Source organism: Variovorax sp. P2_H12, assembly GCF_056403395.1.
Map to the genome: position 1 here is coordinate 59,393 of NZ_JBFUFO010000041.1, position 22,802 is coordinate 82,194.

Annotated in this window: 26 protein-coding genes and 1 tRNA gene; 19 read left to right on the forward strand and 8 right to left on the reverse strand. The window is 68.9% G+C overall.

All coding sequences use genetic code 11. The features are described 5' to 3' along the window. Positions 1–2: 2 nt before the first annotated feature. The 10 genes from AC1DYK_RS27900 (at position 3) to AC1DYK_RS27945 (ending at position 10,213) form a co-directional block, all read left to right on the forward strand. Positions 3–620 carry a TorD/DmsD family molecular chaperone gene (locus AC1DYK_RS27900; RefSeq protein ID WP_478169244.1) on the forward strand — a complete coding sequence of 206 codons (618 nt, stop codon included), beginning with the start codon at positions 3–5 and terminating at the stop codon, positions 618–620. 105 nt (positions 621–725) lie between these two features. After that, positions 726–953 carry a formate dehydrogenase gene (locus tag AC1DYK_RS27905; RefSeq protein WP_478169245.1) on the forward strand — a complete coding sequence of 76 codons (228 nt, stop codon included), beginning with the start codon at positions 726–728 and terminating at the stop codon, positions 951–953. A gap of 15 nt (positions 954–968) precedes the next feature. Beyond that, positions 969–3,956, forward strand: coding sequence for a formate dehydrogenase subunit alpha (locus AC1DYK_RS27910; protein WP_478169246.1), 2,988 nt, complete (start codon positions 969–971; stop codon positions 3,954–3,956). Between the two features lie 12 nt (positions 3,957–3,968). After that, positions 3,969–4,589 (forward strand): formate dehydrogenase FDH3 subunit beta, encoded by a 621-nt coding sequence (fdh3B, locus tag AC1DYK_RS27915; protein ID WP_478088948.1) that lies wholly within the window; start codon positions 3,969–3,971, stop codon positions 4,587–4,589. Continuing rightward, positions 4,586–4,837, forward strand: a complete 252-nt coding sequence (locus AC1DYK_RS27920; RefSeq protein ID WP_478169247.1) for a hypothetical protein — start codon at positions 4,586–4,588, stop codon at positions 4,835–4,837. Before fdh3B ends, AC1DYK_RS27920 begins: the two co-directional genes overlap by 4 nt. Next, the gene (locus AC1DYK_RS27925) at positions 4,774–5,928 is read left to right on the forward strand and encodes a formate dehydrogenase subunit gamma (protein ID WP_478169305.1); all 1,155 of its coding nucleotides are present in this window, start codon (positions 4,774–4,776) and stop codon (positions 5,926–5,928) included. The genes AC1DYK_RS27920 and AC1DYK_RS27925 overlap by 64 nt, the downstream gene beginning before the upstream one ends. Further along, positions 5,925–6,218, forward strand: coding sequence for a hypothetical protein (locus tag AC1DYK_RS27930; protein WP_478169248.1), 294 nt, complete (start codon positions 5,925–5,927; stop codon positions 6,216–6,218). Before AC1DYK_RS27925 ends, AC1DYK_RS27930 begins: the two co-directional genes overlap by 4 nt. Next, positions 6,215–7,075 (forward strand): formate dehydrogenase accessory sulfurtransferase FdhD, encoded by an 861-nt coding sequence (locus tag AC1DYK_RS27935; RefSeq protein ID WP_478169249.1) that lies wholly within the window; start codon positions 6,215–6,217, stop codon positions 7,073–7,075. Before AC1DYK_RS27930 ends, AC1DYK_RS27935 begins: the two co-directional genes overlap by 4 nt. 46 nt (positions 7,076–7,121) lie before the next feature. After that, positions 7,122–9,638 (forward strand): ABC transporter permease, encoded by a 2,517-nt coding sequence (locus tag AC1DYK_RS27940; protein WP_478169250.1) that lies wholly within the window; start codon positions 7,122–7,124, stop codon positions 9,636–9,638. 11 nt (positions 9,639–9,649) lie between these two features. Next, positions 9,650–10,213: a GNAT family N-acetyltransferase gene (locus AC1DYK_RS27945; RefSeq protein WP_478169251.1), complete on the forward strand. Its 564-nt coding sequence runs from the start codon at positions 9,650–9,652 to the stop codon at positions 10,211–10,213. Here the strand turns inward: AC1DYK_RS27945 and AC1DYK_RS27950 are convergent. Further along, complete coding sequence (locus AC1DYK_RS27950; RefSeq protein WP_478169252.1) at positions 10,193–11,215, reverse strand: isopenicillin N synthase family dioxygenase; 1,023 nt, start codon at positions 11,213–11,215, stop codon at positions 10,193–10,195. The two genes, AC1DYK_RS27945 and AC1DYK_RS27950, sit on opposite strands and share 21 nt — an antisense overlap. Before the next feature lie 126 nt (positions 11,216–11,341). Here AC1DYK_RS27950 and AC1DYK_RS27955 point away from each other — a divergent pair, with 126 nt between their 5' ends. Then, complete coding sequence (locus tag AC1DYK_RS27955; RefSeq protein ID WP_478088940.1) at positions 11,342–11,761, forward strand: group II truncated hemoglobin; 420 nt, start codon at positions 11,342–11,344, stop codon at positions 11,759–11,761. Between the two features lie 12 nt (positions 11,762–11,773). On the opposite strand, the gene AC1DYK_RS27960 is transcribed toward AC1DYK_RS27955, so the two are convergent. The 4 genes from AC1DYK_RS27960 to radC form a co-directional block, all read right to left on the reverse strand. Beyond that, positions 11,774–12,418: a Smr/MutS family protein gene (locus AC1DYK_RS27960; protein ID WP_478169253.1), complete on the reverse strand. Its 645-nt coding sequence runs from the start codon at positions 12,416–12,418 to the stop codon at positions 11,774–11,776. Between the two features lie 22 nt (positions 12,419–12,440). Then, positions 12,441–14,381, reverse strand: coding sequence for a sensor histidine kinase (locus AC1DYK_RS27965; RefSeq protein ID WP_478169254.1), 1,941 nt, complete (start codon positions 14,379–14,381; stop codon positions 12,441–12,443). Continuing rightward, positions 14,291–14,962 (reverse strand): response regulator transcription factor, encoded by a 672-nt coding sequence (locus AC1DYK_RS27970; RefSeq protein ID WP_478090604.1) that lies wholly within the window; start codon positions 14,960–14,962, stop codon positions 14,291–14,293. The genes AC1DYK_RS27965 and AC1DYK_RS27970 overlap by 91 nt, the downstream gene beginning before the upstream one ends. Before the next feature lie 93 nt (positions 14,963–15,055). Then, entirely contained in the window at positions 15,056–15,733 is a 678-nt protein-coding gene (gene radC, locus AC1DYK_RS27975) for a RadC family protein (RefSeq protein ID WP_478169255.1), read from the reverse strand. 63 nt (positions 15,734–15,796) lie between these two features. Between radC and AC1DYK_RS27980 the strand changes: the two genes are divergently transcribed. The 3 genes from AC1DYK_RS27980 to AC1DYK_RS27990 are packed head-to-tail and all read left to right on the forward strand — an operon-like array spanning position 15,797 to position 18,179. Further along, a complete protein-coding gene (locus tag AC1DYK_RS27980; RefSeq protein ID WP_478169256.1) occupies positions 15,797–16,255 on the forward strand; it encodes an FKBP-type peptidyl-prolyl cis-trans isomerase in 459 nt (152 codons plus the stop codon). After that, positions 16,252–17,217 carry a 4-hydroxy-3-methylbut-2-enyl diphosphate reductase gene (ispH, locus tag AC1DYK_RS27985; RefSeq protein ID WP_478158239.1) on the forward strand — a complete coding sequence of 322 codons (966 nt, stop codon included), beginning with the start codon at positions 16,252–16,254 and terminating at the stop codon, positions 17,215–17,217. The genes AC1DYK_RS27980 and ispH overlap by 4 nt, the downstream gene beginning before the upstream one ends. Further along, entirely contained in the window at positions 17,214–18,179 is a 966-nt protein-coding gene (locus AC1DYK_RS27990; RefSeq protein WP_478169257.1) for a threonine/serine dehydratase, read from the forward strand. The genes ispH and AC1DYK_RS27990 overlap by 4 nt, the downstream gene beginning before the upstream one ends. 162 nt (positions 18,180–18,341) lie before the next feature. Here AC1DYK_RS27990 and AC1DYK_RS27995 read toward each other — a convergent pair whose 3' ends face one another. Further along, positions 18,342–18,758, reverse strand: a complete 417-nt coding sequence (locus AC1DYK_RS27995) for a VOC family protein (protein WP_478169258.1) — start codon at positions 18,756–18,758, stop codon at positions 18,342–18,344. A 145-nt stretch (positions 18,759–18,903) separates the two neighbouring features. Here AC1DYK_RS27995 and serS point away from each other — a divergent pair, with 145 nt between their 5' ends. Next, the gene (gene serS, locus AC1DYK_RS28000; protein ID WP_478169259.1) at positions 18,904–20,235 is read left to right on the forward strand and encodes a serine--tRNA ligase; all 1,332 of its coding nucleotides are present in this window, start codon (positions 18,904–18,906) and stop codon (positions 20,233–20,235) included. Between the two features lie 47 nt (positions 20,236–20,282). Continuing rightward, positions 20,283–20,372, forward strand: a tRNA-Ser gene (locus AC1DYK_RS28005). Positions 20,373–20,435: 63 nt separating this feature from the next. Here the strand turns inward: AC1DYK_RS28005 and AC1DYK_RS28010 are convergent. Next, the gene (locus tag AC1DYK_RS28010; protein WP_478169260.1) at positions 20,436–20,744 is read right to left on the reverse strand and encodes a plasmid stabilization protein; all 309 of its coding nucleotides are present in this window, start codon (positions 20,742–20,744) and stop codon (positions 20,436–20,438) included. A 236-nt stretch (positions 20,745–20,980) separates the two neighbouring features. Here AC1DYK_RS28010 and AC1DYK_RS28015 point away from each other — a divergent pair, with 236 nt between their 5' ends. From AC1DYK_RS28015 to AC1DYK_RS28025, 3 genes are all read left to right on the forward strand, one after another. Continuing rightward, on the forward strand, positions 20,981–21,157 hold the full coding sequence (locus AC1DYK_RS28015; RefSeq protein ID WP_478169261.1) for a DUF3606 domain-containing protein: 177 nt from the start codon (positions 20,981–20,983) through the stop codon (positions 21,155–21,157). A gap of 117 nt (positions 21,158–21,274) precedes the next feature. Next, entirely contained in the window at positions 21,275–21,514 is a 240-nt protein-coding gene (locus tag AC1DYK_RS28020) for a hypothetical protein (RefSeq protein WP_478169262.1), read from the forward strand. A gap of 81 nt (positions 21,515–21,595) precedes the next feature. Continuing rightward, a complete protein-coding gene (locus AC1DYK_RS28025; RefSeq protein ID WP_478169263.1) occupies positions 21,596–22,201 on the forward strand; it encodes a DUF4337 domain-containing protein in 606 nt (201 codons plus the stop codon). An 11-nt stretch (positions 22,202–22,212) separates the two neighbouring features. Here AC1DYK_RS28025 and AC1DYK_RS28030 read toward each other — a convergent pair whose 3' ends face one another. Beyond that, positions 22,213–22,734 carry an Lrp/AsnC family transcriptional regulator gene (locus tag AC1DYK_RS28030; RefSeq protein ID WP_478169264.1) on the reverse strand — a complete coding sequence of 174 codons (522 nt, stop codon included), beginning with the start codon at positions 22,732–22,734 and terminating at the stop codon, positions 22,213–22,215. Between the last annotated feature and the right edge of the window lie 68 nt (positions 22,735–22,802).

Sequence of the window (22,802 nt, forward strand, 5' to 3'; positions counted from 1 at the left end):
ACATGAACGAGCGAATTCCCGTCACTTCCGCGCTCGACGAAGAGGTCGCGCGTGCCGAGCTCTACGGCCTGCTGGCGCGCCTCTGGTATGCGGCACCCGATGCCGAACTGCTCGAGGCCTTCCAGGTGGCGCCGACCGAGGCACCCGCCGCCGGCGCCTTTCTGGAGGAACCGTGGCGCCAGCTGGTCGGCATGGCGCGAGGCACCGGCCTGGCCGACATGCGCGCCGAATACGACGCGCTGTTCGGCGGCATCGGCAAGCCCGAGGTCTACCTGTTCGGCTCGCACTACCTGAGCGGCTTCCTGAACGACAAGCCGCTGGCCCAGTTGCGCAACGACCTCGACCGCCTGGGCCTGGCGCGTGAGGAGTCGGTGTCCGAGTCCGAGGACCACGTCGCCTGCCTGTTCGAGGTCATGCGCTACCTGATCGCGGGCGACGACGTGGAAGTTGCCAATTTAAAGCAACAAAAAGTATTCTTTTCTACTCATTTGCAACCTTGGCTGCCGGCGATGTGCGAGGCGGTCTCGGTGCACCCCCGGGCCTGCTTCTATGCCGCGCTGGCCGGTCTGACCCGCGCGTTTTCGGAGGTGGAGTCCCAGGGCTTCGACATGTCGCACTGAGACCGAGGGATATCTCCGATCTCGGTCCTCAGGGTCTGGACTAGTATTCCAAGATATGTAACTCGTTTCATATCTCGTTCAGTCAGCCACTCCTGGAGACGTTATATGCAGGACAGCCCATCCGCCGGACTCCGACCGGCCTCCCGCCGGGGATTCTTTTTCGGCGCCGCCACTGTCGGCGCAGCCGCAGCCGCCGTCACCGTGCTGCCCAAGGTCGTCGAGGCGCCTGGCGCCGCGGCCGCTGTTTCCGCGCTCCCACCCGCGCCCGAGAAGGGCGGCGGCTATTCGCTGAGCGAGCACGTCAAGCGCTACTACAAGACCGCGTCTGCCTGAGCACGAAAGCCCACGATGCTATTGACCAAGAAAACGCCCGCCGCCGCGCGTGACGGCGTCGACGACCGTTCATCCGTCTCCTCGCCCTTCGTCCACAGCCTGCGGCGCGGCTTGTCGAACGCGCTGCCGACCATGGACCGTCGCGCCTTCCTGCGCCGCTCCGGCCTCGGCGTGGGCGTCGGCCTCGCGGCCGGCCAGCTCACGCTGATCAAGAAGGCCGATGCCATGCAGGGCCAGGCGACCGCCATCGGCGCCGGCAAGATCGAAGTCCGGCGAACCGTCTGTTCCCATTGCTCGGTCGGCTGCGCCTCCGATGCGGTGGTCGAGAACGGCGTCTGGGTGCGCCAGGAGCCGGTGTTCGATTCGCCGATCAACCTCGGCGCGCACTGCGCCAAGGGCGCTGCGCTGCGCGAGCACGGCCATGGCGAATACCGGCTGCGCTACCCGATGAAGCTGGTCAACGGCAAGTACGAGCGCATCAGCTGGGACACGGCGCTGACCGAGATCACGGCCAGGCTGGTGGAACTGCGCAAGGCCAGCGGACCCGATTCGATCTACTGGATCGGTTCCAGCAAGCACAGCAACGAGCAGGCCTACCTGATGCGCAAGTTCGTGAGCTTCTTCGGCAGCAACAACTGCGACCACCAGGCGCGCATCTGCCACTCGACCACGGTCGCGGGCGTGGCGAACACATGGGGCTACGGCGCCATGACGAATTCGTACAACGACATGCGCAACGCCAAGGTCGCGATGTACATCGGCTCGAACGCGGCGGAGGCGCATCCGGTGAGCATGCTGCACATGCTGCATGCGAAGGAAAACGGCTGCAAGATGATCGTGGTCGATCCGCGATTCACCCGCACCGCGGCCAAGGCCGACGAGTACGTGCGCATCCGCTCGGGCTCCGACATTCCCTTCCTGTTCGGCCTGCTCTATCACATCTTCAAGAACGGCTGGGAAGACAAGAAGTACCTCAACGACCGCGTCTTCGGCATGGAGGACGTGCGCGCCGAGGTGATGGCCAAGTGGACGCCCGACAAGGTCGAGGAGGCCTGCGGCGTGAAGGAGGCGCAGGTCCTGAAGGTCGCGACTTGGCTCAACGAGAACCGGCCCGGCACCGTCGTCTGGTGCATGGGCCAGACGCAGCACACGATCGGCAACGCGATCGTGCGCGCCTCGTGCATCCTGCAGCTGGCGCTGGGCAACGTGGGCACCTCGGGCGGCGGCACCAACATCTTCCGTGGCCACGACAACGTGCAGGGCGCCACCGACGTCGGCCCGAACCCCGACTCGCTGCCGGGCTACTACGGGCTGGTCGAGGGCTCCTGGAGGCATTTCGCGGCGACCTGGGGCGTCGATTTCGACTGGATCAAGGGCCGCTTCGCCTCGCCCGCGATGATGACCAAGCCCGGCATCACGGTGTCGCGCTGGATCGACGGCGTGCTCGAGAAGAACGAGCTGATCGACCAGGACTCGAACCTGCGCGGCGTCTTCTACTGGGGCCATGCGCCGAACTCCCAGACCCGCGGCCTCGAGATGAAGCGGGCCATGGACAAGCTCGACCTGCTGGTGGTGGTGGACCCGTACCCGTCGGCGACCGCGGCGATGGCCGCGATGCCGGGCCGCCCGGAAGACCAGAACCCCAACCGCGCGGTCTACCTGCTGCCGGCCTGCACGCAGTTCGAGACCAGCGGCTCCGTCACGGCGTCGAACCGCTCGCTCCAGTGGCGCGAGAAGGTCATCGAGCCGCTCTGGGAGAGCCGCAGCGACCACATGATCATGCAGCAGTTCGCCGACCGGCTCGGCTTCGGCAAGGAGCTCAGCAAGAACTTCAAGATGCAGAAAGTCAAGGGCATGGACGAGCCCGTGCCCGACGACATCCTGCGCGAGATCAACAAGTGCTGCTGGGCCGTCGGCTACACCGGCCAGAGCCCCGAACGGCTGCAGGCCCACATGCGCAACATGGCCGCCTTCGATGTCCGCACGCTGCGGGCCAAGGGCTTGGTCAAGGACAAGGTCAACGGCTACGACATCGCCGGCGACTACTTCGGCCTGCCGTGGCCCTGCTACGGCACGCCCGAGCTCAAGCACCCGGGCTCGCCGAACCTGTACGACACCTCGAAGCACGTGATGGACGGCGGCGGCAACTTCCGCGCCAATTTCGGCGTCGAGCGCAACGGCAAGAACCTGCTGGCCGAGGACGGATCGCATTCGCTGGGCGCGGCGATCACCACGGGCTACCCGGAACTCGACCACCTGCTGCTCAAGAAGCTGGGCTGGTGGGACGAGCTCAGCGAGGCCGAGAAGACCAAGGCCGAGGGCAAGAACTGGAAGACCGACAGCTCGGGCGGCATGATCCGCGTGTTCATGAAGAACCATGGCTGCCATCCCTTCGGCAATGCCAAGGCGCGCGCCGTGGTGTGGAACTTCCCGGATGCGATCCCGCAGCACCGCGAGCCGCTGTACGGCAACCGGCCCGACCTGATGGTGAAGTACCCGACGCACGACGACAAGATGGCGTTCTGGCGTCTGCCCACGCTCTACAAGACGATCCAGCAGAAGAACATCGCCGACAAGATCGCCGAGAAGTTCCCCTACGTGATGACTTCCGGCCGCCTGGTCGAGTACGAGGGCGGCGGCGAGGAGACCCGCTCCAACCCCTGGCTGGCCGAGCTGCAGCAGCAGATGTTCATCGAGATCAACCCGAAGGTGGCGGCCGAGAAGGGCATCCGCAACGGCGAGCGGGCCTGGGTCCACACGCCGACCGGCGCCCGGCTCAATGTCCAGGCCCTGGTGACCGAGCGGGTCGGGCCCGACACGGTGTTCATGCCCTTCCACTTCTCGGGCCACTGGCAGGGCAAGGACATGCTCGCCTACTACCCGGCGGGCGCGCACCCGATCGTGCGCGGGGAGGCGATCAACACCGCCACCACTTACGGCTACGACAGCGTCACGATGATGCAAGAGACCAAGACGACCGTCTGCAACGTCGAAAAGGCATAAGAAGGAGTCCCCATGGCAAGAATGAAGTTCGTCTGCGATTCCGAGCGCTGCATCGAGTGCAACGGCTGCGTCACGGCCTGCAAGAACGAGAACGAGGTGCCGTGGGGCGTGAACCGCCGCCGCGTGGTCACGCTCAATGACGGCGTGCCGGGCGAGCGCTCGATCTCGGTGGCCTGCATGCATTGCTCCGATGCGCCCTGCATGGCGGTGTGCCCGGTGCAGTGCTTCTACCGCACCGAAGAAGGCGTGGTGCTGCACGACAAGGACGTCTGCATCGGCTGCGGCTACTGCTCCTACGCCTGCCCTTTCGGCGCGCCGCAGTTCCCGGCCCAGGGCACCTTCGGTGCCCGCGGCAAGATGGACAAGTGCACCTTCTGCGCCGGCGGCCCCGAGGCCAACGGCTCCGAGGCCGAGTTCGAGAAGTACGGCCGCAACCGCCTGGCCGAAGGGAAGCTGCCGGCCTGCGCCGAGATGTGCTCGACCAAGGCCCTGCTGGCCGGCGACGGCGACGTCGTGGCCGACATCTTCCGCACCCGCGTGGTGGCACGCGGCAAGGGCGCCGAAGTCTGGGGCTGGGGCACCGCCTACGGCTCGCAGCAAGCCGGCACGCCGGGCAACGGAGGCACGAAATGAAGCGCCTGTGGACCTCCGCGGCGCTGCTCGCCGCCGCGCTGCTGCTGGGCGCCTGCTCCGAGAAGCCGCAGACCAATGCGCATGGTGTCCGGCTCGACGCCGCGCCCTGGACCGGCACCGGCGTGCAGACCAACACCGGCACCGCCTTCACCTCGCCGGGCTGGCAGGTCGGTGATCGCGCCTCCTGGCAGGAGCACCTGAAGCAACGCGCGATCAACGGCCAGAACGAATACACGCGGATCAACTGAAGCGGAGGCCGCATGAGACAAGTCCTTCACGCCCTCGTCCTCGCCGCAGTGCTCGGTGGCGGCGCCGCGGCGATGGCCCAGGGCGCCAATCCGGTCGCGGCCGGCGCGGTCGCCGAGGCGCCGGCGCGCCGATGTGGCGTCAGGTGAGCGGCGGCGTGACCGGCTTCAGCAGCCTGCCGGCCAGCGAGGCGCCCGAGGCGGGCAACCTGATCCAGGGCTTCGTCAAGTACCCGGGATCGGTCTACACCAACGCCGGCGAAGCCTGGCGCCAGGTGCGCAACAACTGGATCATTCCGTACGGCGCTGCGCTGCTCTTCGTGACGCTGCTGGCGCTGGCGATCTTCTATTTCACGCGCGGGCCGATCGGCCTGCACGGCCAGGAGACCGGCCGCAAGATCGAGCGCTTCACGCCCTTCGAGCGCGCCACGCACTGGTCGAACGCGATCGCCTTCGTGACGCTGGCGATCTCGGGCCTCGTGATGGCCTTCGGCAAGTTCTTCCTGCTGCCGGTGCTGGGCGGTTCGCTGTTCGGCTATCTGACCTACGCGCTGAAGACCGTCCACAACTTCGTCGGTCCGCTGTTCGTGGTCACGATCCTGTGCATGATCTTCACCTTCATCCGCAGCAATTGGCCGCGCAGGAACGACCTGGACTGGCTCCGGAAAGGCGGCGGCCTGTTCGGTGGCTCGGAGCCGGCTTCGGACCGCTTCAACGCCGGCGAGAAAGTGGTGTTCTGGGGTGGCGTGCTGTTCCTCGGCAGCATCGTGATCGGCTCGGGCCTGTTCCTCGACAAGCTGCTGCCCGGTTTCGTCTACACACGCGGCGAGATGCAGATCGCGCACATGATCCATGCGGTCGCCACGCTGTGCATGATGGCGCTGATCATGGGCCACATCTACATCGGCACGCTGGGCATGAAGGGCGCCTACAAGGCGATGCGCACCGGCTACGTCGACGAGACCTGGGCCAGGGAGCACCATGCGCTCTGGTACAACGACATCGCCGCCGGCAAGATTCCGGCCGAGCGCAGCGCCGAGGCGCGTGCCGCCGCGCCGGCGTCCGGCATCCGGATCGAAGGACATCCCTCATGAAGAAGCTGCTGACCCATGGCGCCCTGGCCGTCGGCCTGGCGACCGGCCTGGCCGCTGCGCCGGCCGCTTTCGCCAAGCTGCCCGCCCCGACCCTGACACCGGAAGCCAAGGCCAAGGCGGCCGAAGCCGCGGCCAAGACGGCGTGGAGCGCCAAGGTCGACACCTTCCAGCTGTGCCAGGCGCAGACCCGCGTGGCGACCCGCTACCGCGAGGCGGCGGCCGTGGCCGGCCTGCAGCCGCCGAGCTCGAACCAGACCTCGGCCGAGATCAATCCCGCGCCCAAGAAGTGACGCTGCCGCGGCTGACCCAGGCCCGGGCACCGCTCACGCGCGAGGTCGAGGTCGTCGACGAGCATGGCGAGTCGGGCCGGGTCTCGATCCCCGCCGAACGCGACCTCACGATCTACGTCGATCGCCGCGAACTGGTCACGCTGATGACCCTGGGCGCGCAGCCCGAGCTGCTGGTGCTGGGCTACCTGCTGAACCAGCGGCTGATCGAATCGGCGACGGACGTCGAATCGATCACGGTCGACTGGGAGGTCGGCGCCGCGGCGGTCCGCACCCATGCCGGCATCGATCGCATCGAAGAGCGCACCGCCAAGAAGGTGGTCACCACCGGCTGCGGCCAGGGCAGCGTGTTCGGCGAACTGATGGCCGGCATCGATCGCCTGCAGTTGCCCGACACCCGCATGACGCAGGCGCAGCTCTATGCCCTGGTCAACGCGATCCGCCTGCAGGAGAGCACCTACAAGTCGGCCGGCTCGGTGCACGGCTGCGCGCTGTTCACGCTCGAGGCCGACGACGAGGTCCGCATGCAGTGCTTCGTCGAGGACGTGGGCCGCCACAACGCGATCGACACCATCGCCGGCTGGATCGCGATGCAGTCGCCGTCGCAGCTCGGCGGTGCGCGGGTGTTCTACACCACCGGCCGCCTGACCAGCGAGATGGTGATCAAGTCGGCCCAGATTGGCGTGGCGATCGTGGTCTCGCGCAGCGGCATCACGCAGATGGGGCACGAGGTCGCGGCGCGGGTCGGGCTGTGTGCGATCGGCCGGGCGACGAACCGTCGCTTTCTCTGCTTCGCCGGGGCCGGGCGGCTGGTGCTGCAGCCGGAGCTGGCCGGCGCCAAGGTCGCAGGCACGGTCTAAATCCTTCGATTTCGCGGGAGCCGGCGGCTCGGCTATCGTCGGCCCCATGAATGCTTTTCTTCGCCTCGGCTGGCGCACGCTCTGGCGCGACCTTCGCGCCGGCGAACTCCGTCTCCTGATCGTTGCCGTGCTGCTGGCGGTGGCCGCCCTGACCGCGGTCGGCTTCTTCGCCGACCGTCTCAACGGCGGGCTGCAGCGCGATGCGCGCCAGCTGCTGGGCGGTGACGCGGTGCTGGCCAGCGACAACCCGACGCCACTGGCCTTCGTCGAGCGCGCGCGGGCCCTGGGCCTGCAGGGCGCCAGCACCTACGGCTTCCCGACCATGGCGCGTGCCAGCGAGGCGCAGGGCGGCGCCACCAAGCTGGTGGCGCTGAAGGCGGTCGCGCCCGGCTACCCGCTGCGCGGCAGCGTGCAGGTGGCGCTCGGCACCGAAGGCCCCGGCCAGGCGACGCGCGAGGTGCCGGCGCCCGGAGAGGCCTGGGTCGACGGGTCGCTGCTGGAATCGCTCGCGCTCAAGGTCGGCGACACCCTGCTGCTCGGGGACGCCGGCCTGCGCATCGCGCGCGTGATCACCCTGGAGCCCGATCGCGGCGCCGGCTTCATGAGCTTCGCGCCGCGCGTGATGCTGAACCAGGGCGACATCGCCCGCACCGGGCTCGTGCAGCCGGCCAGCCGCGTGAGCTACCGTTTCGCCGTGGCGGGCGAGGCCGCCGCCGTGAAGCGCTTCAGCGACGCCGCCGATGCGGCGATCAAGAAGGGCGAGCTGCGCGGCGCCCGGCTCGAATCCTTCGAGAGCGGCCGCCCCGAGATGCGCCAGACACTCGACCGGGCCGAGAAATTCCTGAACCTGGTGGCGCTGCTGGCCGCGCTGCTGTCGGCCGTGGCCGTGGCCCTGGCGGCGCGCGGCTTCGCGGCCAGCCACCTCGACGACTGCGCCATGCTGCGCGTGCTGGGCCAGAGCCAGCGCACCATCGCCGCCGCCTACGCCTTCGAGTTCGCCGCGATCGGCCTGCTTGCCAGCGCGATCGGCGTGGCGATCGGCTATGGCGTGCACTACATCTTCGTGCTGCTGCTGGCCGGCCTGGTCGAGAGTGCGCTGCCGGCGCCGACCCTGTGGCCGGTCGCCTTCGGGCTGGGCGTGGGGCTCACGCTGCTGTTCGCCTTCGGGCTGCCGCCGGTGCTGCAGCTGGCCCGGGTGCCGCCCTTGCGCGTGATCCGGCGCGACGTCGGCAACCTGAAGCCGGCCTCGATCGCGGTGCTCGGACTCGGCGTGGCCGGCTTCGCGGCGCTGCTGGTCGCGGCCAGCAGCGACCTCAAGCTCGGGCTGATCGCGGTCGGCGGCTTCGCCGCGGCGGTGGCGGTGTTCGCGCTCCTCAGCTGGGTGGCGGTGTGGGTGCTGCGCCGCAGCGTCAACGAGACCACCGCGCCGCGCTGGCTGGTGCTGGCGACGCGGCAGATTTCGGCGCGGCCCGCGTACGCGGTGGTCCAGGTGAGTGCGCTGGCGGTCGGCCTGCTGGCGCTGATCCTGCTGGTGCTGCTGCGCACCGACCTGGTGGCGAGTTGGCGCAAGGCCACGCCGCCCGATGCGCCGAACCGCTTCGTGATCAACGTGATGCCCGACCAGAGCGAAGCCTTCCAGAAGAGCCTGCGCGCGAGCGGCGTCCAGAAGTTCGACTGGTACCCGATGATTCGCGGCCGGCTGGTGGCGGTCAACGGCAAGCCGGTCTCGCCCGACGACTACAGCGAGGACCGCGCCAAGCGGCTGGTCGACCGCGAATTCAACCTCAGCAACAGCGCCAAGGCGCCGCAGCACAACCAGATCACCGCGGGGGCCTGGAAGCCGGATGCCGCGGGCGAACTCAGCGTCGAGGCGGGGCTGGCCGAGACGCTGGGACTGAAGCTCGGCGACCGCCTGCGCTTCGACATCGGCGGCCAGCAGAACGAGGCCCGCATCACCTCGCTGCGCAAGGTCGACTGGGGCTCGATGCACGCCAACTTCTTCGTCATGTACACGGTCGCGGCGCTGGCCGACGTGCCCGTCACCTACATGGGCGCCTTCCGCGCGCCCGAGGTGAAGGGTTTCGACAACGCGCTGGTGCGCAGCTACCCGAATGTCACCAACGTCGACATGAGCGCCACCATCGGGCAGGTGCAGCGCGTGCTCGACCAGGTGATCCGGGCGGTCGAGTTCCTGTTCGGCTTCACGCTGGCGGCCGGGCTGGTGGTGCTGTTCGCGGCCGTGACCGCGACGCGCGAGGAGCGCGCGCGCGAGTTCGCGGTGATGCGCGCCGTGGGTGCGCGCGCCAGCCTGCTGCGGCAGGTGCAGCGCGCCGAACTCGTGGGCGTGGGGCTGCTGGCCGGCTTCCTGGCCAGCATCGTCGCCTCCGTGATCGGCTGGGCGCTGGCGCGCTTCGTGTTCGACTTCACCTGGACCGCCTCGCCCCTGGTGCCGATCGCCGGCGCGCTCGCGGGCGCGGTGCTGGCGCTCGCGGCCGGCTGGTGGGGATTGCGCGAGGTGCTGCGGCGGCCGGTGGTGGCCACGCTGCGGCAGGCGGCGGAATAGGGCACCCCGGCATGGCGGAATGCATCGAGTTCGACACCGAGCGGCTTCGCCTGCGACAGTGGCGGGCGGCCGATCGCGAAGCCTTCGCGGCACTCAACGCGGATCCGCGGGTGATGCGGTTCTTTCCGGCGCCGCTCGCGCGCGAGGAAAGCGACGCGATGGCCGAGCGCTGTGCCGAGGGCATCGCCCAAAGAGGCTGGGGCTTCTGGGCGGCCGAAGAGCGCGCCAGCCGGACGCTGGTCGGCTTCGTCGGCCTCAACGTGCCGAGGCCGGACCTGCCGTTCTCGCCCTGTGTCGAGATCGGCTGGCGGCTCGCGCATGCCTTCTGGGGCCGGGGCTATGCGAGCGAGGCGGCGCGCGCGGCATTGCGCGTGGGTTTCGAGCGCCTCGACCTGCCCGGGATCGTGGCTTTCACCGCCGTGCCGAACCTGCCCTCGGAGGCGGTCATGCAGCGGCTCGGCATGCGGCCCGACGGCGTCTTCGAGCATCCGGCGCTGCCGCTGGGCCACGCGCTGCGTCCGCACAAGCTCTACCGGCTGCAGCGCGCCGCCTGGCTACAGGACCTCGTTGCGTAGCTGGGGAAAGACCTTCGACACCTTGGCCAGCAGGTAGTCGCCATAGCGGCCGTTGAAGGCGTGCACGTTGGCGCGGTCCCAGCGCCGGGCGCTGTCGTCCTCGGCGGCGGCGCCCGCCAGGCCCTCGATGCGCTGCACCCGGGCCTCGAAGTTCGGGTCGAAGAAGAGCGGGAACGACAGCCGGTCGCGGCCCGAGGTGTTGCGCGTCACGCGGTGCGGGGTCGACTTGTAGAGTCCGCCCGTCATGCGGTCGAGCATGTCGCCGATGTTGCAGACGAACGACTGCGCGATCGGCGGTGCCTCGATCCAGCCGTCCGGCGTGCGCACCTGCAGGCCGCCCACCGTGTCCTGGCGCAGGATCGTGAGCAGCCCGTAGTCGGTGTGCTCGCCGACGCCCCACGGCACGTCCATGCCCTCGGGCACCGCCTGGGTCGGGTAGTTGAAGATGCGAAACAGGATCAGCGGGTCGGCCGTGTAGCGTTCGGCGAAGTAGCCGGCGGGCAGGCCCAGGCTCAGCGCGATGCCTTCCATCAGCCGGTGGCCGAGCTGCGTGACCGCATCGATATAGGCCAGCACGGTGTCGCGCAGGCCCTCGATATCCGGGAAAAGGTTGGGGCCGTGCACCGGCGTGCCGGCGCGCACCCGCGGATGGTCGGCGGACAGCTCGGTGCCCAGGTAGAGGCCTTCCTTCCAGTCGGGCCGGCCCGAGGTCAGTTCGCCGGCGAGCGGAAAGTAGCCGCGCCAGGCGCGGCCGCCAAGGGCCATGCGCCAGCGCATCTTGGTCGGCTCGTCCTGGGCGAAGAAGCGGCGGCTCAGGTCCTCGAGCCGCTGCACGAGCGCCTCGTCGACGCCGTGGCCCGTGATGTAGAAGAAGCCGTGGACCCGGCAGGCGGCGCCGATTCGTGCGGCCACGCGCTCGCGTCCCGGGCCGCCGGCGATCAGGGCCGACACATCGATGACCGGCAGCGCGCCGGCGGCGGCAGGGGAGGGCGAATCACGCATGCCCCGATGGTGCCGCAAGTCTTGGCCCGGCGCTGGGCCGCCCCAAGCCGGCCTGCGGCCCCCTCGGGGGGCAGCGACCCACACGAAGTGGGGGAGCGTGGGGGCCAGCGAGGGACAATGGAGCCCATGCAAATCCAGGACAAACCGCCTTTCGACACCCCGTTCGAATGGATCGGCGGAGAACCCGCGGTCCACGCGCTGGTCGAACGCTTCTACGATCTCATGGACCTCGAGCCGGCCTACGCGCAGCTGCGTGCGGTGCACGGCAGCTCGCTCGACAACGCACGCCAGCGCCTGTTCTGGTTCCTCTGCGGCTGGCTCGGCGGCCCGCAACACTACACCGACCGCTTCGGCCATCCGATGCTGCGCGCGCGCCACCTGCCGCAGAGCATCGGCGGCCACAGCATCGGCATCCGCGAGCGCGACGAGTGGCTGGCCTGCATGGACCAGGCGATGGGCGAGACCGGGGTGCCCGAGGCTCTGCGCGAGCGCCTGCGCGGGTCGTTCTTCCAGACTGCCGACTGGATGCGGAACAAGGGCGGATAGTCCGCCCCCGCATCAGCGCCGCGACGGCGCCAGCAGCACCACCAGCGCGCCGCCGCCGCCCTCGGACGGCTTGGCTTGCACGAAGGCCAGCGTTTCGTTCTTCTGGATCAGCCAGCGCTGCACCTTGGCCTTGAGCACGGGTTGCTTGCCCGGCGAGCCCAGGCCCTTGCCGTGCACCACGCGCACGCAGCGCACGCCCTGTTTCCAGGCCTCGCGGATGAAGCCGCCGAGCGCCTCGCGGGCCTCGTCGCTGCGCATGCCGTGGAGGTCGATCTCGCGCTGGATCGACCATTCGCCGGCGCGCAGCTTGCGCGTGACGTCGGTGTGGATGCCCGGCCGCCGGAAGCTCATCGCATCGTCGGCGTCGAGCAGGGTGCTGACGTCGAACTCGTCGGACAGCGATTCGCGCAGCACGCGCTGATCGTCGAGTTGCTGCTGGATCGGAATCGGCGCGGGCGGCTCGGGCGCCAGGGGCACCGCGGCGGCCTTGCGCAGCGGCTGGGTGGCTCCGATGGCGCGCGCGAACAGGTCCTGCTCGGCCAGCCGCCGTTTCCGCGCGGCGGCTTCGGCGGCCGCGCGCTCGCGCTGCTCGGCGAGCGTGCGCTGCACCTGCTTGAGGTCGGCGAGGCTCTTGAGGCTGTGGGGTTTGGCGGGCATGGGGTGGTCGACGGAATCGGGCTCAGGCGGTGACCGCGGAATCGATGGGGCAGCGCAACGCCAGCGTGGTTCCCGAGGCGCCGGAACGGATCTCGAGGCTGCCATCCAGGCGTGCGGCGCGCGTTCGCATGTTCTGCAGGCCCATGCTGCCGGCCGGGTGCGATGCGGCATCGGCTGCGAAGCCCTTGCCATTGTCGTGGATCGCGAGCCGCAGCTGCCCGTCGGCGGTTTCGATGCGCACGTCGACCCGGCTGGCGTCGCTGTGCTTGAGCACGTTGGCAAGGCCTTCCTGCAGCACGCGCAGGAAATCCAGGTTGCGCTTGCCGCCGAGGCGGCAGCTTTGGAGGCGCTCGAGCTGCCAGCTGCATTCGATACCGGCGGCCTCCAGCAAGCGGGTGCTGCGGTGGCGCAGCGGCACCAGCCGCTCGGCCAGCTCGTCGGTGTCGTCGAAGGCCGAGCTCTCGATGATCAGGCGCAGATCGTCATTGACTTCCCTGAGCGCCCACAGTGCGATGCCGTCGTCGGCGGCGTCCCGGTTTCCCAGCGTATGGATGTGGCTGCTGAGGGTCATGCCGAGGCCGTCGTGCAGGTCGCGCACGAGGCTCAGGCGTTCGGTCAGCCGGGTCTGGACCAGTTCGGCCGCATGCTGGCGGCTGAGGCCGTCGGCCAGACGCTGCGTGGCCTCGTCCACGCGCTGCCGCAGCTCGGCGTTGAAGTGCTCCACCAGCTGCATGCCCTTGACCATGCGCCAGGTCAGGGCGAACGAGATGCCCAGCAGGGTCGCACTCGACGACAGTGCGGCGTAGTAGCGGGTGCCCGGCAGCCATTCGAGGAACACCAGCGTGTCGTGGACGCCGGCCGCCACCGGCAGCAGCAGGCAGACCGCCAGCACCGCGACCTCGAGTCGCCGCGAGGCGAAGGCGTGCCTGACGATGATCGCGCAGCCGGCGAAATAGGCGCCCAGCACGGCCAGCACGGTGATGTCGCGCACGGGCTCGAGCATCGCCGAGGGCGCCAGCAGCTGCGTCGCCAGACCGGCGCCGGCAACCAGCAGGACCGCCCGTCGCCGCCGCGGCCGCGCGAGTTCGCAGAAATGCAGCGCGAACATGACGAAGCAGGCGATGCTGGCCAGCAGCGCGATGTGGTTGGCGCGCTGGAAAGCCTCGGTGCTGGCGAAGGGCCAGGTCGTGAGCGCCACGTAGTTGTACGCGTAGGGCACCCACAGCAGCGAGAAGAGGCTGAACCAGCCGTAGGAGCGCTCGCTGCGGCGCAGCAGCCAGAGCATGCCGTAGAACACGCCCATCACCAGCGTGAGCCCGAGGCCCAGCATCGGCAGCGTGCGCCGCGTCAGGGTCGATTCGCGGAAGGCGGCCTTGAGCGGCCCCGGCGCGTCGAGCGTCACGGTGCCCAGGCCCGGCTGATAGGCGGCCAGGCCCGACACGCGCACCAGCAGCTCGTTGGGACCCGGCCGCAGCAGCGGGGCGTCGAGCATCCAGTAGCGCGGCAGGTTCCAGGAACGGGACAGGGGTTCGACGAGCTGGGTGTCGCCGCCGATCAGGCTGCCGTTGAGGTAGACCGCGCCGGCCATGTTGACGTACTCGATCAGCAGGCCGAGCGGGCGCAGCGCGGGCGGATCGGCGGCTTCGGACCAGCGCAGGCGATACCAGACGACGCCGTCGAACGCCGGCCAGCGCGCCGACCAGCTGTCAGGCAGGCTCACCGGGGTCCAGCCGTCGACGGGCGGCGACTTGGCGTTCCAGTCGGTCCGCACGGCCTCGATGCCTTCGAAGCCGCGTGCCGCAACGCCGGTGCCATCGGCATGGGCGGTGCTGGCGAACCAGAGGCAGGCCAGCAGCAGCGCCGCTGCGCGGATCAGGGCAGCAAGCCCTGCACCCGCGCGTGGTAGACCGCGCCAGCGCGTGACCGCACCGCGAGCTTGCGGTAGATGTTCTTGGCGTGGCATTCGACCGTGTTGATGGACAGGGAGAGGCTGCGGGCGATCTCGCGATTGCTGTGGCCCTGCGCCACCAGCTGCAGCACTTCCATCTCGCGCGCGCTCAGCTCGGCAGGGGCCGAGGTCGCCGGCGCCGTGTGCATGTTAGCAAGTGGAGGCGCATCGGTTTGCGGCGCGGCCATCAGCTGCAGGATGCGCCGCGCGATCACCGGGTCGATGGGCGCGCCGCCTCGCTGCATGCTGCCCAGCGACAGCTCAAGCTCGACGTCGCTGCCGTTCTTCAGCAGGTAGCCCACGGCGCCGCCGCGGATCGCCTGCAGCACGGTGGCATCGTCGCCGAGGCTGGAGACCACCACGGCGTCGACCGCCGGCGCATGGGCCTGCATCCAGGGCAACAGGTCGAGGCCGCTGCCGTCGGGCAGCCCGATGTCGAGCAGGGCCAGGTCGAAGCTGCCCTGCGCCAGCTGCTCTCGCGCCTCGGCCAGCGAGCCCGCCATGGCACAACGAGCCTGGGGGGCGGCTTGGACGGCCACGCGTTCCAGGCGTTTTCGGACGGACGGGTCGTCGTCGACGATCAATATGTCTTCCACGGGCACCTTTGCATCTTTCGGTCTCGGCATTGTCGGTGGAACAGGAGATTTTTACATTTCGTTTCCGAGTCGCGGTTGATGCAGAAGTTGTGCTCAGACCAGGCCGCGTTCCGCCATCGAGAGGGTGCTGCCCCGGGCCACGATCACGTGGTCGAGCACGCGCACGTCGACCAGCGCGAGCGCGGCCTTGAGCGTCTGGGTGAGCGACTGATCGGCGCGCGAGGGTTCTACCGAGCCGCTCGGGTGGTTGTGCGCCAGCACCACGGCGGCGGCGTGGTGGTGCAGCGCCCGCGTGACCACCTCGCGCGGATAGACGCTGGTTTGCGTCAGGGTGCCGCGAAACAACTCCTCCATCGCGATCAGGCGGTGCTGGGCGTCGAGGAAGAGGGCGGCGAAGACCTCGTGCGGCCGGGCCGCCAGGTGGAGCTGCAGGTAGCGCCCCACCGCGCCGGGGGAATCGAAGACAGTGCCGGCCTTGAGCTGCTCCGCCAGGGCGCGGCGCGCCAGTTCGAGCACCGCCGCCAGTTCGGCGCGCTTGGCGCTGCCGCCCAGGCCCTTGATGGTCTTCAGGGCATCGAGGTCGGCCTCGAGCAGGCCGGCCAGCCCTCCGAAGCGGTCCAGCAGCTCCTGCGAGAGCTGCAGGACGTTCTTGCCGGGCATGCCGGTGCGCAGCAGCAGGGCCAGCAGTTCGGAGTCGGCCAGCGCAGCGGGGCCGAGCGCCATGAGCTTCTCGCGCGGCCGCGCGCCGGCCGGCAGGTCCTTGAAAGACATGGCGCACCAGGGGCTCTGCCCCCACTCCCTAAAATAAGGGCCCCAGTCTATCGGGCTCTCACCTTGTCATCGACCTCCACCGCCGCTGCCGTCGCTGCCGGCTCCTTTCTCACGCTGCACTACCGGCTGGCCGGCCCCGCGGGCGACATCATCAACACCTTCCAGGACAAGCCCGCCACCCTGTCGCTGGGCACCGGCGAACTCTCGCCCGCAGTGGAACTGCGCCTGATCGGCCTGGAGGAGGGCGCGCACGCCACCTTCGAGCTGCCGCCGGGAGAAGCCTTCGGCGAACGCAACCCCGAGATGCAGCAATGGGTCGCGCGCAAGCTGCTGATCCAGATCGGCGACCCCGACGAACAGTACGCGGTCGGCGATGTCGTGCAGTTCCCCACGCCCGACGGCACCGGCAGCTACGCGGGCGCGGTCGTCGAGTCGAACGAGACCGCGGTGCGCTTCGACTTCAACCATCCGCTCGCAGGTCAGCCCGTGACCTTCGAGGTGAAGCTGATCGGCGTGCTGTGAGCGCGATCGAAGAGGTCATCCTGGCCGAGCCGCGCGGCTTCTGTGCCGGCGTCGACCGCGCGATCGAGATCGTCGAGCGCGCCATCGCCAAGTTCGGCGCGCCGATCTACGTGCGCCACGAGATCGTGCACAACACCTACGTGGTCAACGAGCTCAAGTCCAAGGGTGCGGTCTTCATCGAGGACCTCGCCGACGTGCCGCCGGGCGCCACGCTGGTGTTCAGCGCCCATGGCGTCAGCAAGGCCGTGCAGGCCGAGGCGCGGGAACGCGGCTTCGAGGTGTTCGACGCCACCTGCCCGCTGGTGACGAAGGTCCACGTCGAGGTGGCGAAGCTCGCCAAGGAAGGCTACGAGTTCATCATGATCGGCCACAAGGGGCATCCCGAGGTCGAAGGCACGATGGGGCAGCTGTCGAGCGGCATCCATCTCGTGGAAGACGTGGCGGACGTGGCGCAGGTCGCGCCGGCGCAGACCGAGAAGCTCGCGGTGGTCACGCAGACCACGCTCTCGGTGGACGATGCGGCCGAGATCTCGGCCGCGGTGCGCGCGCGCTTCCCGAGCGTGCGCGAGCCCAAGCAGCAGGACATCTGCTATGCGACGCAGAACCGGCAGGACGCCGTGAAGCTGCTGAGCCCGCAGGTCGACCTGGTCATCGTGGTCGGCAGCCCGACCAGTTCCAACAGCAACCGGCTGCGCGAGCTCGCGCAGCGTCTGGACACCGAAAGTTATATGGTCGATTCCGCCGCCGAACTCCGGCCCGAATGGTTCGAGGGCAAGAGCCGCGTCGGCCTCACGGCGGGCGCGTCGGCGCCCGAGGTGCTGGTGCGCGAGGTGATCGACCGCATCAAGGCGCTGGGCGCGGTCTCGGTGCGCAAGATGGACGGCATCCAGGAGACGCTCAAGTTCCCGCTCCCCAAGGGACTGAAGCTCGACGACATCCCCGCACCGGGGCATATCTCGTGAGCGGCGCCGTTCAGCACGATTGGCGCGGGGACGTCGAGGCGGCCGCGCGCCGGATCCATCAACGCGCGCCGCATTTCCTGCGCGAGACGCCGCTGTGGAAGCTCTCGGGCCGGGCGCTGGGCGTGCAGACGCCGGGCGTCGAGGTCTGGCTCAAGCTCGAGCATCTGCAAGCCAGCGGCAGCTTCAAGGCGCGCGGCATGATGAACCGGCTGCTGGCCCACGAGATTCCGGCCAGCGGCGCGATCATCGCGTCCGGCGGCAACGCCGGCATCGCCACCGCCGCGGCCGCGCAGGCGCTGGGCGTGCCCTGCGAGGTCTTCCTGCCCAACATGTCGCCCGAGGCCAAGCGGGCCCGGCTGCGCGCGCTCGGCGCCAAGGTGGTGGTCGGCGGCGAGGCCTATTCCGACGCTTTGGCTGCCTGTCTCGAGCGCCAGCGCGAAACCGGCGCCTTGCTGACGCATGCCTACGACCAGCCCGAGGTGGTGGCCGGCGCCGGCACCCTCGGCCGCGAGATCGAGCACCAGGGCGGCCTGCCCGATGCGGTGCTCGTGAGCGTCGGCGGCGGCGGCCTGATCGGCGGCCTGGCGGCCTGGTTCGAACGCCGCAGCCGGGTGGTGGCGCTCGAACCCGAGCGCGCGCCGACCCTGGCACGCGCGCGCGAGGCCGGCGAGCCGGTGGATGTCGAGGTCGGCGGCGTCGCGGCCGATTCGCTCGGCGCGCGGCGCATCGGCGCGATCGCCTGGGACATCACGCAGCGCCATGTGGGCGATGCGCTGCTGCTGTCGGACGAGGCGATACGCGCCGCCCAGCTCTGGCTGTGGAAGGAGCTGAAGCTGGCGGTCGAGCCGGCCGCGGCGCTGCCGCTGGCGGCCCTGCAGAGCGGCGCCTATGTGCCGCGCGACGGCGAGAAGGTCTGCTTGATCATCTGCGGCGCCAATGTGGACCCCGCGACGCTAGCGTAGAGCTTGCCCCCAGGTTGGCTCACTTCGTGTAGCCGCCCACCCCCTGCCGGGGGCAACACCAGCGGCCCGGCGGAGCCGGTTCCGCGGTGTTTCACGAAGGGGCCAGGCTTCGCCGGCCGGTGTGTTCGTGCACCGTGGATCGCACGCGACGCGGGGAAGCTCTCAGGCCTGGGCCGGCTGCTGCTCGCAGTTGACCATCCAGGGCACGCCGAACTTGTCTTCGAGCATGCCGAAGCCGGTCGACCAGAAGGTCGGCGCGTAGGGCATCGTGACCTTGCCGCCGGCGCCCAGCGCGTTGAAGAGCGTCTCGCCTTCCTTCACGTCCTTGGCCTGGACCGACAGCGAGAAGCCCTGGTAGCCCTTGAAGGGGTAGCCGGGCGGCGCATCGGACGCCATCAGCTGGTGGCCGCGCGCCTCCAGCGTGGCGTGCATGATCTTGCCCTTGTGCTCGGCCGGCGTTTCGGCGCCCATCGGGCTCTCGCCGAAGGTCATGCTGAAGAGGATCTTGCCGCCCAGGGCCTGGGCATAGAACGCGAGCGCCTCGGCCGCGTTGCCATTGAAGGTCAGATAGGCTTGCATCGCAACTCCTTGGTGGAACGGTGGGGAGGGTGAACGATCCTACGCCCACCCCAATGCCCCCACGCTCCTCACTTCGTGTGTCGCTGCCCCCCGAGGGGGCCGCAGGTCGGCTTGGGGCGGCCCGGCGCCCACCTAAAATCACGCGATGCTCGATATCACACTGTTACGCAAGGACCTGGCTTCGGTCGTTGCCCGCCTCGAAACCCGCAAGAAGGATCAGACCTTCCTCGACGTCGGAACGTTCAGCGCCCTCGAAGCCGAGCGCAAGACCCTGCAGACCCGCACCGAGGAACTGCAGGCCCGCCGCAATGTGCTCAACAAGCAGATCGGACCGCTGAAGGCCAAGGGCGAATCGGTCGAGGCGCTGATGGCCGAGGTCAATGCGCTGAAGGCCGAGCAGGAATCCTCGGCCGTCCGCCTGGAGGCGATCCAGCCCGAGCTGCAGGCCTTGCTGCTGGCCGTGCCGAACCTGCCGCACGCGAGCGTGCCGGTCGGCGACGACGAAGACGCCAACGTCGAAGTGCGGCGCTGGAGCCCGCAGGGCGGCGAGGGCGCCGCGGCGACCGCGCTCGGCTTCGCGCCCCGCGATCACGTCGACCTCGGTGCGCCGCTGGGCCTGGATTTCGAGATGGGCGCCAAGCTGGCGGGCTCGCGCTTCACCGTGATGAAGGGCCCGATCGCGCGGCTGCATCGCGCGCTCGCGCAGTTCATGCTCGACATGCAGACCGAGGACCACGGCTACACCGAGTGCTACGTGCCGTACGTCGTCAACGCCGATTCGATGCGCGGCACCGGCCAGCTGCCCAAGTTCGAGGGCGACCTGTTCGCCGCCAAGAAGGGCGGCCAGGACGGCGAGCCCGCGCCGGATCATGCGGCGCTCTACCTGATCCCGACCAGCGAAGTGCCGCTCACGAACTTCGTGCGCGACGAGGTCGTGGCCGAGGCACAGCTGCCGATCCGCCTGACCGCGCACACGCCGTGCTTCCGCTCGGAAGCCGGCAGCGCCGGGCGCGACACGCGCGGCATGATCCGACAGCACCAGTTCGACAAGGTCGAGATGGTGCAGATCACGCACCCCGACAAGAGCTACGAGGCGCTGGAAGCCATGACCGGCCACGCCGAGGCGGTGCTGAAGGCGCTCGAGCTGCCGTACCGCGTGGTGCTGCTGTGCACCGGCGACATGGGTTTCGGCTCCACCAAGACCTACGACCTCGAGGTCTGGCTGCCGGCGCAGGACACCTACCGCGAGATCAGCTCGGTCTCCAACTGCGAGGCCTTCCAGGCCCGCCGTCTGCAGGCCCGCTTCAAGAACGCGCAGGGCAAGAACGAACTCGTCCACACGCTCAACGGATCCGGCCTGGCGGTCGGACGGGCACTGGTCGCGGTCCTCGAGAACCACCAGAACGAGGACGGCTCGATCGCGGTGCCGAAAGCGCTCCGGCGCTACCTGGGCGGCATCGAGGTGCTGCGGGCCTGAAAAAAGCGCGCGCGAGTTCTGCTATCATCAGCGGCTCGACAGACACCGGAGAGGTGGCAGAGTGGTCGAATGTACCTGACTCGAAATCAGGCGTACGTGCGAACGTACCGAGGGTTCGAATCCCTCCCTCTCCTCCAAGAAGTCAGCAACGACGGGCCCTCTGGGCCCGTTTTGCTTTTCTGCCCGCATCAGCTGCAGGCTCAGGCAGCCGCTTTCCTGCGTTTGCGTGTGGCAGCGGCCTTTCTTGCCGAGGCGGAGCGCTCGGCCGGGCTCCTCGCCGCGCTGGCCGCACCGCCCAGGCGCCCGCCCTTGCGCGACGGCGCATGATCCTCGGGGTGACCTCGGCCGGAGCCGCTCTTCTTGCCGCCGCCCGTCTCCTTGTTGACCGTCGCCCAGGCGCGGCGTTCAGCTTCGTCGCGGGGCGTGCCTCGACGCTCATAGCCCTCTTCAATGTGCTCCGCTTGGCGCTTTTGCTTGTCTGAGTAAGCTGATTTGTCGCCTCTTGGCATGGACCGCTCCTTTCCACACTGGGGTTGAAACGGCTCGGAGTTTGAGCGCCGCACGAGGGCTGCGCGTAGGAAGCCGCCGAATCACGGCGTGCGCGCTTTCTTGGCGGACCCTAGGCTCGTTCGACCGCCGGGATCTCGGGCGCGCGATGCCCTCCGGCAGACAGATGCAGCGTTGTCTTACCCGACACGGCCTGCCGAAGCCGCAGGCTGCGCTTTCACGAAAAAAGGAGAGACGCATGGCCGACGACCTGAGCAAGCGCGGCCCTCGAGACCGGGCCCAGATCAATGTGAACGAAGACCACGAGGTGCGGTACTGGACCGCGGCCTACGACGTGACCGAGATCGAACTCCGCCTTGCGGTGGCAGCGGTGGGGACGTCGTCCGAGGCGGTACGGGAGTACCTCGGCAGGTAACTGCCAGCGCGAACAGGGGGCGCCGGCACTGCAGCGCAGCCTGCCTCGAAACGCGCAGGCAGTCCTCGATGCCGGAGGGCGTCCGCCAAACGTTCAGCAGAATCGGGGAGGTCTGTCATGCCGATGGAACTGCTCCAGGCGCTCGCCGATGCGGAGTTGCCTCTTGACTTCACCAACCCGACGGTTCAGCTGGAACTTCGGGTTCTTCACGACGCCGGGCACATCATCTGCAGCTTTCCACTCGCCAGGCCGGGCGAACCTCAGCCCGCGCGCGTCGAAATGGTCACGGCGCTGGGTCACAAGGCGCTGAGGCACTTCGGTCCGAACTCTGCGTTCGGGCGGCTCGGCGCGCCATGAGTGGGAGCTCCACGGGGGCGAAGGGCGAACGGCTCGGCCGGTTCGTCATACTTCGCAGCCTCAACCCAATCGGAGACCCTTATGTCAGGACACGGCTTTCACGTGCACGGCCCGCATGACCACGAACTCGAACACGCCGCGCAGGGGGGGCATCAGCCCACCTCCACCCACGACGGGGGCCGTATCAGCCTGACCAGTCAGATCGCGGTGTGCACCGCCGTCATCGCCACGGTCGGGGCGATCTTCGCGTACATGGGAGGACTCACCCAGGCCAACGCCGGCCTCTACAAGAACAACGCGGGCATCAAGAAGACCGAGGCCTCGAACCAGTGGAACTTCTTCCAGGCCAAGAGCACGAAGCAGTCCCTCGCCGAGTTCGCGCTCGACATGTCTTCGAGCGAGCGCAAGCCGGCCTGGCAGGCGAAGGTTGCCCGCTACGAAGCAGAAAAAGGAGAAATCCTGCTCGTCGCCCAAAAGCTCGAGAAAGAGGCCGCGGATTGGGACCTGAAGTCCGAAGCGCAGATGCACCAGCATCATCGCTGGGCCCAGGCCACCACCGCGCTTCAAGTGTCCATCGCGCTGGCCGCGATGGCCTTGCTGACGAGGAAGAAGTGGTTGGAGTGGGGCATGCTGGCTGTCGCAGGCATTGGGGTGGTCGTGGGCGCACTGGCCGCGTTGCACATCTGAGCGCCGCCGCCTCAGCGCCGTCGGCCGCGGGTCGCCCCGGCCGACGACTGCGGCACCTGCTCGATCGGTAGCGCCACCTCCGACTTGACCTGCCGCAGCACGATGCTGGATCGCACATGCGTCACGCCGGGCAGGCTGAACAGGGTCTCGTGCAGGAAGCGCTCGTAGTGCTTCATGTCCTGCACCAGCACCGTGAGGATGTAGTCCGCCGGGCCGGTCGCCGACACGCAACTGGTGATCTGCGGGCTCGCTGCGACCGCGTCCTCAAAGCGCTGCACCTGCGATTCGCTGTGCCGATCGAGGTTGACTTCCGCCACCGCGGCGACATGCAGGCCGACCTTCTCGCGGTCGATCACCGCGGTGTAGCCGCGGATCACGCCGGCGGCCTCCATGTCCTTGATGCGTTTCCAGCACGGCGTGGGCGACAGCCCGACGGCCTCCGAGATCTGCTGCACGGTCTGGCGCGCATCGCGCTGCAGCTCGAAAAGAATCTTCAGGCTATGGGCGTCAAGAAGAATGGGATCGACATTCATGGCGGTTTTCGAGAATCAAATTCTCAAATTAGGGTGTTTTGCTAGTGTATTGAAGAAGCCTTTCCTCG

Coding starts and splice junctions, on each gene's coding strand:
- AC1DYK_RS28030 (WP_478169264.1), bottom strand. CDS start 22,734: ATGAATGTCGATCCCATTCTTCTTGACGCCCATAGCCTGAAGATTCTT.
- AC1DYK_RS27995 (WP_478169258.1), bottom strand. CDS start 18,758: ATGCAAGCCTATCTGACCTTCAATGGCAACGCGGCCGAGGCGCTCGCG.
- AC1DYK_RS27965 (WP_478169254.1), bottom strand. CDS start 14,381: ATGCCACGCCAAGAACATCTACCGCAAGCTCGCGGTGCGGTCACGCGC.
- AC1DYK_RS27920 (WP_478169247.1), top strand. CDS start 4,586: ATGAAGCGCCTGTGGACCTCCGCGGCGCTGCTCGCCGCCGCGCTGCTG.
- AC1DYK_RS27955 (WP_478088940.1), top strand. CDS start 11,342: ATGCAAATCCAGGACAAACCGCCTTTCGACACCCCGTTCGAATGGATC.
- AC1DYK_RS27960 (WP_478169253.1), bottom strand. CDS start 12,418: ATGCCCGCCAAACCCCACAGCCTCAAGAGCCTCGCCGACCTCAAGCAG.
- AC1DYK_RS27930 (WP_478169248.1), top strand. CDS start 5,925: ATGAAGAAGCTGCTGACCCATGGCGCCCTGGCCGTCGGCCTGGCGACC.
- radC (WP_478169255.1), bottom strand. CDS start 15,733: ATGTCTTTCAAGGACCTGCCGGCCGGCGCGCGGCCGCGCGAGAAGCTC.
- AC1DYK_RS27900 (WP_478169244.1), top strand. CDS start 3: ATGAACGAGCGAATTCCCGTCACTTCCGCGCTCGACGAAGAGGTCGCG.
- AC1DYK_RS27910 (WP_478169246.1), top strand. CDS start 969: ATGCTATTGACCAAGAAAACGCCCGCCGCCGCGCGTGACGGCGTCGAC.
- serS (WP_478169259.1), top strand. CDS start 18,904: ATGCTCGATATCACACTGTTACGCAAGGACCTGGCTTCGGTCGTTGCC.
- AC1DYK_RS28025 (WP_478169263.1), top strand. CDS start 21,596: ATGTCAGGACACGGCTTTCACGTGCACGGCCCGCATGACCACGAACTC.
- AC1DYK_RS27940 (WP_478169250.1), top strand. CDS start 7,122: ATGAATGCTTTTCTTCGCCTCGGCTGGCGCACGCTCTGGCGCGACCTT.
- AC1DYK_RS27905 (WP_478169245.1), top strand. CDS start 726: ATGCAGGACAGCCCATCCGCCGGACTCCGACCGGCCTCCCGCCGGGGA.
- AC1DYK_RS28020 (WP_478169262.1), top strand. CDS start 21,275: ATGCCGATGGAACTGCTCCAGGCGCTCGCCGATGCGGAGTTGCCTCTT.
- AC1DYK_RS28010 (WP_478169260.1), bottom strand. CDS start 20,744: ATGCCAAGAGGCGACAAATCAGCTTACTCAGACAAGCAAAAGCGCCAA.
- fdh3B (WP_478088948.1), top strand. CDS start 3,969: ATGGCAAGAATGAAGTTCGTCTGCGATTCCGAGCGCTGCATCGAGTGC.
- AC1DYK_RS27945 (WP_478169251.1), top strand. CDS start 9,650: ATGGCGGAATGCATCGAGTTCGACACCGAGCGGCTTCGCCTGCGACAG.
- AC1DYK_RS28015 (WP_478169261.1), top strand. CDS start 20,981: ATGGCCGACGACCTGAGCAAGCGCGGCCCTCGAGACCGGGCCCAGATC.
- AC1DYK_RS27950 (WP_478169252.1), bottom strand. CDS start 11,215: ATGCGTGATTCGCCCTCCCCTGCCGCCGCCGGCGCGCTGCCGGTCATC.